Source organism: Thermoleptolyngbya oregonensis NK1-22, assembly GCF_032705245.1.
Classification (GTDB): Bacteria; Cyanobacteriota; Cyanobacteriia; order Elainellales; family Elainellaceae; genus Thermoleptolyngbya; species Thermoleptolyngbya sichuanensis.
This window is the reverse complement of the sequence record NZ_CP053540.1, coordinates 5,169,753-5,181,223: the sequence shown is the minus strand read 5'-3', so window position 1 is coordinate 5,181,223 and position 11,471 is coordinate 5,169,753. Positions and strand designations below refer to the sequence as shown.

The 11,471-nt window shown below is 57.7% G+C and carries 7 protein-coding genes; 4 read left to right on the top strand and 3 right to left on the bottom strand.

The annotated features are described in order from the left end of the window. Nucleotides 1-13 precede the first annotated feature (13 nt). Entirely contained in the window at nucleotides 14-220 is a 207-nt protein-coding gene (locus HNI00_RS21545) for a hypothetical protein (protein WP_316789374.1), read from the top strand. Between the two features lie 176 nt (nucleotides 221-396). Here HNI00_RS21545 and HNI00_RS21540 read toward each other — a convergent pair whose 3' ends face one another. Both HNI00_RS21540 and HNI00_RS21535 read right to left on the bottom strand, forming a co-directional pair. Then, complete coding sequence (locus HNI00_RS21540; RefSeq protein WP_172354494.1) at nucleotides 397-879, bottom strand: MSMEG_0572/Sll0783 family nitrogen starvation response protein; 483 nt, start codon at nucleotides 877-879, stop codon at nucleotides 397-399. 664 nt (nucleotides 880-1,543) lie between these two features. Next, a complete protein-coding gene (locus HNI00_RS21535) occupies nucleotides 1,544-2,848 on the bottom strand; it encodes an MSMEG_0569 family flavin-dependent oxidoreductase (RefSeq protein ID WP_316789371.1) in 1,305 nt (434 codons plus the stop codon). Nucleotides 2,849-3,356: 508 nt separating this feature from the next. Here HNI00_RS21535 and pruA point away from each other — a divergent pair. From pruA to HNI00_RS22265, 3 genes are all read left to right on the top strand, one after another. Next, nucleotides 3,357-6,353, top strand: coding sequence for an L-glutamate gamma-semialdehyde dehydrogenase (gene pruA, locus HNI00_RS21530; protein WP_316789369.1), 2,997 nt, complete (start codon nucleotides 3,357-3,359; stop codon nucleotides 6,351-6,353). 65 nt (nucleotides 6,354-6,418) lie between these two features. After that, nucleotides 6,419-6,895 carry a hypothetical protein gene (locus HNI00_RS21525; RefSeq protein WP_316789367.1) on the top strand — a complete coding sequence of 159 codons (477 nt, stop codon included), beginning with the start codon at nucleotides 6,419-6,421 and terminating at the stop codon, nucleotides 6,893-6,895. Beyond that, on the top strand, nucleotides 6,798-7,265 hold the full coding sequence (locus HNI00_RS22265) for a transposase (RefSeq protein WP_420156235.1): 468 nt from the start codon (nucleotides 6,798-6,800) through the stop codon (nucleotides 7,263-7,265). The genes HNI00_RS21525 and HNI00_RS22265 overlap by 98 nt, the downstream gene beginning before the upstream one ends. Before the next feature lie 186 nt (nucleotides 7,266-7,451). Here the strand turns inward: HNI00_RS22265 and mfd are convergent, their stop codons facing one another. Next, the gene (mfd, locus tag HNI00_RS21520; protein ID WP_316789365.1) at nucleotides 7,452-10,997 is read right to left on the bottom strand and encodes a transcription-repair coupling factor; all 3,546 of its coding nucleotides are present in this window, start codon (nucleotides 10,995-10,997) and stop codon (nucleotides 7,452-7,454) included. Between the last annotated feature and the right edge of the window lie 474 nt (nucleotides 10,998-11,471).

Sequence of the window (11,471 nt, the reverse complement as noted above, 5' to 3'; positions counted from 1 at the left end):
CGGAACGTGCCACATGAAAACTTGGCGCAACCAGGCAATGCTCTGCGCCGCTTCTGAAACCGATCGGCAAACCCTGCTGCGGACGGTGTGGGTGCAAACTCAAACTCCAGGCAAGGACTCCAGGCAAGGAATCGCCCGCGAAAAACTGGGAGCATCCAGGCGATCGCCCCCCTCACCCATCCACAGCCGGAAGCTGCCGGAAGATGAAACGCCGCCTTGAGGGCGATCGCCCCAAAGCAGCCAATCTGGTTCCCGCTTGCCCCCCTTTGAGAAGAGGGAACCAGAAAGCTTGAAGAAGCCTGCGGAAGCTTAGAGGTCAGGCGTTAGACAGCAGGCGACCTTAAGTTACCCAATCCGACCCAGCCCCTAACCTCCGATCCTGAATCCTCCCGAAGCCTAGAGCGTCCAGGTGTCCAGAATAAACGCGCCATCCTTGCGGTGCAGCAAGATCAAGTCCAGCACGTCGAGCGGGCTGATGGGGCGAATGCCGGGAATCAGCGACGGCTCGCCGTGTCCGTAGAGCGCTTGGAGAGCAAAGCGGCAGGCGTAGACTTTACCGCCTTCGGCCATAAACTTGCTGAGCTGGTTGTTGAAATTTTGATGACCGGGAAACGCTTCATCGCCAATCTTGGGAAAGCCGCGCTGGATGCCCAGCGTCACGCCCGGCCCATAGAGCAGCACAGAGGTTTCAAACCCTTTCCGCAATAGCCGCAGCGCTTGCAGCAGGTTTACCAAGCCAATCGAGCCTTCAAAGGCGACCGTGTGGAAGGTGATGAGCGCTTTCTCCCCCGGATCAGCTTTGACATCGGGAAATACTTTTTCCTCAAAATCAACAAAATAGTCCCCCGGCTGATGGGCAGGTGTTGTCACTTCGGGCATACGCTCCTCCTTAGAAAACGGTGAAAGACTGAAAACGGTGAAAGCTTGACGTGAAAGCTTGACGTGAAAGCCTGACAATGGCTGACGGTGCTAGTGTGCGGCACAACTTGAGATGTGTGGGAGAGGGGTGTGACGCAATCTACAATCCTCAAATGCTCATATGATGCTCATGTGATGCTTAGGTAAAGCCTGGGACGCAGTGGAGTGAACCGTTGCAGCGCAGAAAAACGATGAAGGAAAAACCATGAAGAATCCGTACTCGCCGGATGCACAGGAACCCAATGGCGATCGCCCCACGATTGAGCAATGGACTCAGAGCCTTGCGAAAACAACCGGGCACTTGACTTGAAACGTTACGAGGTTTCGGCAAGAGCAGTTTGTATCTCTTCATACAAAGCATCCAGGACTATCCATACAGGTAGCACATAAAATTTTTCTGACAGGCTTTATTCCCTTTTTTGCCAGCACCTATCGATTTAGACAGGTGAGTTAGACAGATACTTAGACAGGTAAACAGGAACGCAGAGCGTCCTCCCGCTCCTGAATCTATTCAAGAATAGGACTTACGTAGAGGGATAATTTCTCGCGGGCGCAGCCCGCGAGAAATTATCCAAAACCCAAAGGGTTTATCGCAAGTGCGTCAATCCTGCAAGAATTTAAGAGCTTATGAGCCAAAGGCGGCCACGTTCATATAGCTGGGGGGACTGGCTTGCGTCATCTTGTAGCGGGAGAGAATGTGTTCTGCCAGATATTGGGCATCGCGGGCTATGCCGGAAAAGCGCCCCGAACCCCAGGTGTAGAGCCACGGCAACCCCAGAAAATACAGCCCCCGCGCCCCTAGGACGATGCCCCGCTCGTGCCCCGGATAGCCCTTGCCGTCGAAGATGGGAATCTCGATCCACCTAAAGTCGGAGAGGTAGCCCGTACACCAGATGACGGACGTGATGTTTGCGGCTTCCAGATCGAGGGTCAGCGGTTCATCGCTGGGTTCCCAGACGGGGCGAAAGGGCGGATCAACGGGCGCGTCGATGCCGTTTTTCTCAATGTAGCCGTCGATGGTTTTCTTGATGCTTTCGGCAACTTCATCGGCATGATCCAGGTTTTGCTTGAGGTCGTCCCAGAAATAGAGCAGGCGATTTTCCTGCGGAAACGCTTCGCGATCGCCCACCTGCTTGAGCCGCCCGTGTAGCCGCATTCCCTCCAGGGCAAACTGGCGCAGGTCGATTTCGCGGCCGCCATCGCGCCCGGTCACGTAGTGGTTGGCTTTGTGGCGCACGGCTTCTTTTTGCGGATGCTGATCCACGGGCAGATCGTAGTAGCCCATTTCGTGCAGCCAGTCCACCACGTCTTTGCCACGATAGCGACGGGGCGATCGCGGCGCACCGCCCACGCAGAGGTGTACCTGCCGCCCTGCTAGGTGCAGGTCTTCGGCAATCTGGCAGCCAGACTGGCCCGTGCCCACCACCAGCACCGCGCCGTCGGGCAGTTGCTCTGGGTTGCGATATTGCGACGAGTGCAGTTGTTGAATCGAGGCAGGGAGTTGCTGGGCGATCGCCGGAATGTTGGGTCGATGATATCCCCCCGTGGCCACAACGACCTGATCGGCGGTGTAGTCGCCGTGGGTGGTGCTGAGGAAGAAGCGATCGCCCTCTTTTCGCAGGTGGCGCACCTCGATGCCTTCCAGTACAGGCGGATCAAACGCGGCGGCGTAGGCTTCGATGTATTGCACAATCTCGTCTTTGACCATGAAGCCGTTGGGGTCATCACCCGCGTAGGGAAACCCCGGTAGCTGACATTGCCAGTTGGGCGTGACCAGGCAAAACGAATCCCAGCGATATTCCCGCCAGGAATGGCCGATTTTGTGCTTTTCAAAGACGAGATGGGCGATGCTCCGCTGCTTCAGGCAATAGCTCATGGATAATCCAGCCTGGCCGCCCCCCACCACAATGACGGGATAGTGCTGTTCCAAAACGTACCTCCGGTTTGCCGAACCCTGGGATTGAAAGAAACCTGCTGATCGTCAGGTTAGGAGGTTGCAAATAGGAAAAATTGTGCGCTTGGCTACGATGCACCCTAGTCTCACCATAAGGGCAGGTGGGGTAGAGGGAAGGGCGATCGCCCCCAGTTTTTTTCCAGTGCTTTTGAAGATTACCTAACAAAATCAACAGGCATTCTGGCTCTGTTCGCGTTCGTCCTGCCCCAAAGTCGTTACCTTAATTTAAGGCCCTCCCCCGGTTTGATCCCCAGATCAGACAATGGAAAGAGTAAAAGCCCGTCAAGCCCCCGCTCAAATCCCAAATCCTTGATGTGCAGCTTTTCCAGTCTGCCCTCACCCTAAATCTTTCTCCCAGAGCGGGAGAGGGACTTCCGAGCCGGACGGCTCCCCTCCTCCCCGCTTGGAAGAAGGGGCTGGGGGATGAGGGTGTTCTTAAAACTGCACACCGCCTTCACACCAAACTTATTAGGAGTGTTTACCTGTGGTAAGCAATATTGCCCAAACCCAATACGAACCCAAGACCCAGGCGATCGCCCGCCAACTGCTCAGCGCCACGCGGGAAAACCGCTCCTTTTTTGCCCAGATGCGCGACCAGATGAACATGAGCGAAAAACTGCTGGGCTGGACGATGGGCAACCCAGGGCTGCGGGTGCAGTTGTTTCACTTCATCGACGCGCTGCCCGCCCTGCAAAGCAAACCCGAAATTGCCCGCCATCTCCAGGAATATCTCAGCAAGGAAAATGTGGAACTGCCCGCCGCGCTGAAGGGAATGCTGAACTTCGCCAGCCCCGATTCGATGCCTGGCCAGGTGGCCGCGACAACCGTTTCCACCGCCGTTGAAACCCTCGCCCACAAGTACATTTCTGGCGAAACCATTAAACAGGTGATTAAAACCCTGGAGCAGCTTCGCAAAGAAAAAATGTGCTTTACCGTGGATCTGCTGGGCGAGGCGGTAATCACGGAGGTCGAAGCGCAATCGTACCTCGATCGCTACCTGGAACTGATGACGGAACTGACGGCGGCATCCCAGTCCTGGCCAACGATTCCGCAAATTGACGAAGCCGATGGCGAACCCCTGCCGAAGGTGCAGGTGTCGGTGAAGCTGACGGCGTTTTATTCGCAGTTTGACCCGCTGGACGCAAAGGGCAGCCAGGAACAGGTGAGCGATCGCGCTCGTATCCTGCTGCGCCGCGCAAAGGAACTCGGTGCTGCCGTCCATTTCGACATGGAGCAATACGCCTACAAAGACCTGACGATTTCCATCCTCAAGCAAATTTTGATGGAGGAGGAGTTTCGCAGCCGCAGCGACATCGGCGTGACGCTCCAGGCCTACCTGAAGGACACCGAAGCCGACCTGAAGGGGCTGATCGAGTGGGCGAAAGAACGCGGCACGCCAATCACTATCCGCCTGGTGAAAGGGGCCTATTGGGATCAGGAAACCATCAAAGCCGCCCAGCACGGGTGGGATGTGCCCGTGTTTCAGCATAAGGAATCGACCGATGCCAACTTCGAGAAACTGACGCGCCTGCTGCTGGAAAATCACGAATATCTCTACGCCGCGATTGGTAGCCACAACGTGCGATCGCAGGCCCATGCAATGGCGATCGCCCAAGAACTCAACATCCCCCGCCGCCGCATCGAGTTTCAGGTGCTTTACGGTATGGGCGACAAGCTGGCCAAGGCAATGGTGAACCAGGGGCATCGCGTCCGGGTCTATTGTCCCTACGGCGACCTGATTCCCGGCATGGCCTACCTCATTCGCCGCCTGCTGGAAAATACCGCCAACACCTCCTTCCTGCGCCAAAACCTGGAGGAGCGCCCGGTGGAGGAACTATTAGCCATTCCGCAGATGCGAGATCAATGGGGACAGGAGGCGCATCAGCCCAGCCGCCCACCCGCCTCCCACGCCTTCGCCAACGCCCCAGATACGGACTTTTCGATTGCCGAAAAGCGCGATCGCGCTCTCGCTGCTATCCAAACCGTGCGTCAGCAGTTGGGGCAAACCTATCTGCCGCTGGTGAATGGGCAGCGGGTGAATACGCTGGAGGTGATCGAGTCGGTGAACCCGTCGAATCCGTCGGAAGTGGTGGGCAAGGTGGGGCTGCTGAGCATTGACCAAGCAGAGGGGGCGATCGCCGCTGCCAAGGCCGCCTTCCCCGCCTGGAAGAATACGCCTGCAAAGGAACGCGCCGCCATTCTGCGCCGTGCGGCAGATCTGATGGAACAGCGTCGCGCCGAACTCTGCGCCTGGATGGTGCTGGAAACGGGAAAGGTGCTGGGCCAGGCAGATCCAGAAGTGTCGGAGGCGATCGACTTTTGCCGCTACTATGCCAAGGAGATGGAACGGTTGGATGCGGGCGTAAACTTCGACGTAGTAGGCGAAACCAACCGCTACCACTACCAGCCACGCGGCATTTCGCTGATCATCTCGCCGTGGAACTTTCCGCTGGCCATTCCCACGGGCATGACGGTTGCCTCCCTTGTCGCGGGCAACTGCACATTGCTCAAGCCTGCGGAAACATCGTCTGTGATTGCCGCTAAGCTAGCGGAAATTTTGATTGAGGCAGGCGTTCCCGCTGGCGTGTTCCAATACATTCCCAGCAAAGGTTCCACCGTGGGCGCACACTTGGTCAAACATCCCGATGTTCACATGATTACCTTCACGGGTTCCCAGGAAGTGGGCTGTCGCATTTACGCAGAAGCCGCTATCCTGCAACCGGGCCAGCGCCATCTCAAGCGCGTGGTGGCCGAAATGGGCGGCAAGAATGCGATTATCGTAGACGAAAGCGCTGACCTGGATCAGGCTGTGCAGGGCGTGGTCTATTCTGCGTTCGGCTATAGCGGTCAGAAGTGTTCCGCCTGCTCTCGCGTCATCGTGCTGGAACCCATCTACGACACGTTCGTCAATCGGCTGATCGAGGCGACAAAATCGCTGCACGTTGGTATCGCCGAGTCGCCCGATACCAAGGTTGGCCCCGTGATCGACGCGCAGGCCCAAAACCGCATCAAAGCCTACATTGAAAAGGGGAAGGAAGAAGCAACCCTGGCGCTGGAAATGCCCGCGCCCGATAATGGCTATTTCGTCGGCCCGACGATCTTTACCAACGTTCCGCCCAACGCCAAGATTGCCCAGGAGGAAATCTTTGGCCCGGTGCTGGCGGTGATCAAGGCGACGACGTTTGATGAAGCGATGGACATTGCTAACGGCACGCTCTACGCGCTGACGGGCGGCATCTACTCGCGCACGCCCTCCCACCTCGATCGCGCCAAAGCCGAGTTCGAGGTCGGCAACTTGTACATCAATCGCCACATCACGGGGGCGATCGTAGCGCGGCAGCCCTTCGGCGGCTTCAAGCTCTCTGGCGTTGGCTCCAAGGCAGGCGGCCCAGACTACCTGCTGCAATTCCTAGAGCCGCGCCACATCAGCGAGAATATCCAGCGCCAGGGCTTCGCTCCGATCGAAGGTGCAGAGCAGTAGCAGTTTCCTCGCTGCCGGGATACGCCACCATATCCCGGCAGTTCTTTTATCTATTCCACAAAACCATGACCATTTTTCAGGCCAAGCAACTCTCCATTGCAGATGTTCACGAGCGTCTTGGGTTTCAGCGACGCTATGCCCCTTCCTTCGAGCCATTTCTGGTGCTGGAACCTATTACACCTAGAGAACAGGAGGAACTGCGGCAAATTCGCAATGATTTTGATGCATACCTGGTGGAAGGTAAGGTATCGGAAGGCATGGTGGAGGCGCTCACGGTGCTTCCACTGCTGAGGCTCGCTGGCTACTATCGCCCGCCCATTAAACTTCGCCTAGAAGAAAGCATTGCGCTCATTCAAACGGAGGATGAAGAGATCCAAATCGCAGGTCGACCAGACCTTTTGGCAGTTCACAAAAACAACGCTGAGCCGCTGCTTTGGGTGCTGATTGTTGAAGCTAAAAATAGTCCAAAAAAAACAGAAACGTTACTACAGTGGCAAGCAGAAGTGCCATACCCTGAAGGCTCAGCTATTGGTGGATTTTGAGAACGGGCAGGTGATTGCGACTGCAATCGACCAAGGCAAGACGCATGACTTCAAGCTGCTCAAACGAAGTCGCCTACCCTTGGTATCGTCGCAGTTATGTTTAGCTGACCGCGGGTATCAGGGATTTGCCAAGCGTCATACTGGAGCTTGTACGCCCACCCAAAAACCACGCAACCAACCGTTAGCCGAGGACGAGAAGCAACACAATCGGGCATTAGCGAGACTGCGGGTGAGAGTAGAGCATGTGATTCGTCGCTTCAAGATCTTTCGCATCTTTTCAGGGCGCTATTGCAACCGGAGACGACGCTTTGGCTTGCGCTCGAACTTGATTGCAGGACTACTCAACTACGAACTGGCACACGCTTCCTGATTCATGCAGGAGGTCTATTGAATTCATGACTGGATTCCTGAAAGCGTTCCGTTTATTGAACTTTTACGTGTCTTTCAGCGTGACTTAAACCATAAAATCACGACAGAATTACGACACTCATCCGCTGCACTAGCTGTCATTTCAACGGGGCTTTTGGATCGCAGCACCGCCAGCAGTGACTTCTTGCTAAACCAAGCTCGGCTCTAGCAAGGCCCCCTGCATCCGGCTGAGCCAGTCGATCAGGTTCTCTAGCTGGAGATCGGCGCTGAGGGCCCCCAGTCCGCGCACAGTGACTTTGCCGGGGGTGTAGACAAAGCGGGGTTGCAGGTGGCTGGGCAGCTTGTCCTTCAGCAGGTTCCAGGCGGGTTCTTCCATTGGCGTTTCTAGCAGGATGTGCTGCTTGCCGTCGGGCTTGATGCGCGAGAAGCCCAGTTTCTTGGCAATCTGCTTTAGCTCCACCACGCGGAACAGTTGCAGCGCGGCGGGGGGAATGGGGCCATAGCGATCGCTCCAATCCACCGCAATCTCGGTCAATTCCTGCTTGGTCTGGGCAGCGGCGACGGCGCGATAAGCGCTCATCTTTTGATCCAGGTCGGGGATATAGTCGGCGGGGATGAAGGCAGTGAGGCGTAGGTCGATCTGGGTGTCGTCCACCTGGGGAATTTCCTGCCCGCGAATTTCCTTGATGGCTTCCTCCAGCATTTCCATATACAGGTCAAAGCCGATCGCGTCCATCTGCCCCGACTGCTCTGCCCCCAGCAGATTGCCCACGCCGCGAATCTCCATGTCGCGCATGGCCAACTGATAGCCAGAGCCAAGCTGGGTAAATTCCTGAATGGCACGCAGCCGCTGACGGGCGGTTTCCGTAAGCTGGCTTTGTTTTGGGTAAAATAGCCACGCATGGGCCTGGATGCCCGCGCGGCCGACCCGTCCCCGGAGTTGGTAAAGCTGGGACAGACCGAACTTCTGCGCGTCTTCGATCAGAATCGTATTCACACGGGGGATGTCCAGCCCCGATTCGATAATGGTGGTGCAGACGAGGATATCCGCCTCGCCGTTGTTGAAGGTGAGCATGGTGGCTTCCAGTTCGCCTTCCTGCATCTGCCCGTGGGCGATCGCCATCCGCACCCCCGGCACCATTTCCCGAATCTTGGCGGCGGTTTCCTCAATGCCCTCCACCCGTGGCACCACGTAAAACACCTGCCCACCGCGATCGAGTTCCTGCCGAATTGCCGTCCGCACCATCTCTGGGTCGTAGGGCGACAGGTGCGTCTTGATGGGGCGGCGGGAGGGCGGCGGCGTGGTAATCAGGCTCATTTCGCGCACGCCCGACAGCGCCATGTAAAGCGTCCGGGGAATCGGCGTGGCGCTGAGGGTCAGCACGTCTACCTGGGTTTTCAGGGTTTTGATTTTTTCCTTCTGGTTCACGCCAAAGCGCTGCTCTTCGTCTACCACCAGCAGCCCCAAGTCTTTGAACTGCACGCCCTTACCCAAAAGCTGGTGCGTCCCCACCACCACATCCAGTTCCCCAGAGGCGAGGCGCTTCAGGATGTCCTGCTTTTCGGCATTGGTACGAAAACGGTTCAGCAGACCGACCTGAATCGGGTATGGGGCAAAGCGCTCCTTCAGGGTGTGGTAATGCTGCTGCGTCAAAATCGTCGTCGGCGCGAGCAGGGCGACCTGTTTCCCAGCGGTGATCGCCTTGAAGATGGCGCGGATGGCGACTTCCGTTTTGCCGAAGCCCACATCGCCGCAGACCAGCCGATCCATCGGGCGATCGCCCTCCATATCCCGCTTCACGTCCTGAATCGCCTTGAGCTGGTCGGTCGTGGGCTGGTAGGGGAACGAGTCTTCCATTTCCTCCTGCCAGGGCGTATCCGGCGGGTAGGCGTGGCCCTGCTGCTGGGCCCGCTGGGCGTAGAGTTGCAGCAGGTCAAAGGCGACTTTCTTAATCGCCTTGCGAACCTTTTGCTTGGTGCGTTCCCAGGCTTTGCCCGTCATTTTGCTGAGTTCGGGTTTGCCCTCGCCCACGCCGCGAAACCGCGACAGCGCATTCACCTGATCCGCCGCCACCCGCAGCAGCCCGTCGGCATATTTCAGCACCAGATATTCGCGGGTTTCGTTGTCCAGCGTCAGGCTTTCCAGCTTGATGAACTGGCCAATGCCGTGGTTTTTGTGGACGACGTAATCACCCGGTTGCAGCTTGTTCGGGTCAACTTGTTTGGAGGCGGCGCGGCGACGCTTGCGGACGTAGCTGGGCGTGGCCAGGGTGTGCTGCCCAAAAAACTCGCGGTCGGTGATGACGACGATGCGGAACGTTGGCAGAATGAAGCCCTCTAGCTCTGCCAGACCGGAATACTTCACCGCTGTCGGCACGCGGTTTGCCTGGAGCCGATCGATGGCCGGATAGTCGTGGGGGTTGGGGATGAACTGTGCCGGACAGTCGTGTTCTTGCAACAGCGCCACCGACCGCGACGGCTGCGCCGAAATCAGCCAGATCCCAAACTGGCGATCGCGCTCCTGGCGAATCGTCTCTGCCAAGCGCCCAAACTGGTGCGGCACGGCGGGAACCGGGCGGCTCGACAGGTTCAGCCCGCTGCCCTCCTCCGCCAGTTCGGAAAGGTGTAGACAGAGGAAGCGATCGCACGCCGCAAGGGACTCCGTAAACGGTCGGTGGGTCTTGGGGAGGGTTGGAGCCGGGGGAGATTGCGCGGCCACGCCGTCGCCCGCTGGCCCCTGCCCCTTGGATATCTCGCGCCAGTGGTCGTCCGCATGGTCAAACCAGCGATCGCCATGCGCCTGACACTGCTCCACTTCATCAATGGCGACCAGGGTATTCTCTGGCAAATAATCCAGCAGCGACGCGGGCCGCTCAAACGCCAGCCCCAAAAACCGCCGCGCCCCTTCCAGCCGCCTGCTTTCCGCCAGCCGCTCTGCCTCTTCCGGGGATAGGTACGGCTTAAGAAGCTCCAAACTTTCTGCCAAATCGCCCTGACCGCTGGCCCCCAATCCCAACAACACCATCGGCGCAAAATCCGTTGCCGTCAGCACCAACTGGGGCACATTGTCGAGCGATCGCTGGCTGGCGGGGTCAAACTCGCGGATCTTCTCTAGCTCATCGCCAAATAGCTCCAGGCGCACGGGCAACTCCGCCGCCACCGGAAACACGTCGATAATGTCTCCCCGCTGGCTCCACTGCCCCTCCGTTTCCACCATCGCTACTTTTTCGTAGCCCAGCAGCGCCAGTTGGCGGCTGAGGGATTTCAGGTCAATTTCCAAGCCCTGGGTCAGCGTGATGCAAAACTGGCGAAACGTCTCCACGGGCGGCAGGTGCGGCTGGAGCGATCGCTCGGTGGACACAATCGCAAGCTGAGACGGCTGGGGCAACGACTCGACCCGCGCCAGATCTGCCAACACCTGCAACTGCCCCCAGGTCATTTCCGATTCGGGGTCAAAGGGTTCGTAGGGCGACGCTTCCGACGTGGGGTAAAAATGCACCGTGTTCCAGCCCATCGCCTCCAGTTGGGCCGTCCAGCGGCCGGCTTCCTCCAGCGTGGCGGCAATCACCAGCAGCGGGCGCTGGGCCACCTGGGCCAAGGTAGAGGCGACCAGTCCCTTGGGCAGGCGGGCGATGCCATTGAGAATGAGGCGGCGCTGCTGGTTCAGCTTGGTGAGCAGTTCGGACGTGAGGGGCGATCGCCCCATGACGCGACAAATTGACGAAAACGCCATATCAGTTGGGGTTTCGGGAGGCGGTGATTGAGCAAAGGATTGAGCAAAGACTGTTGACCATTGTAAAGCGCTGCCAGAGATTCAGGATTTGGGAAACCGCTTCCGGAGAGATGGGTCAGGGCCCAAGATTCAGGAAATCGGTTCCAGAGGTCAGGTCAAATCCGTCGCCGCTCCCCTGGCCGCTTGCGAGAAAATCTGCTGATCCTACAATTTCACCCTAGCCGAGGTGCTACCTTCGTCTATAAGTTTGCGAGATGCGCTTGCGAATTTGGCTGGCGAAACCTGACTGGCGAAACCTGGCTGGCAAAACCTGGCTGGCAAAACCTGGCTGGCAAAACCTGGCTGGCAAAACTAAGCCTGCAAGCGCTTGCAAGCTTGCCTTGACTTCTAAACGCAATATCTAAACGCAATATCTAAACGCAATATCTAAACGCAATGTGCAACGTTGCTGATTCCCCTCCCCCTTTTCTGGTA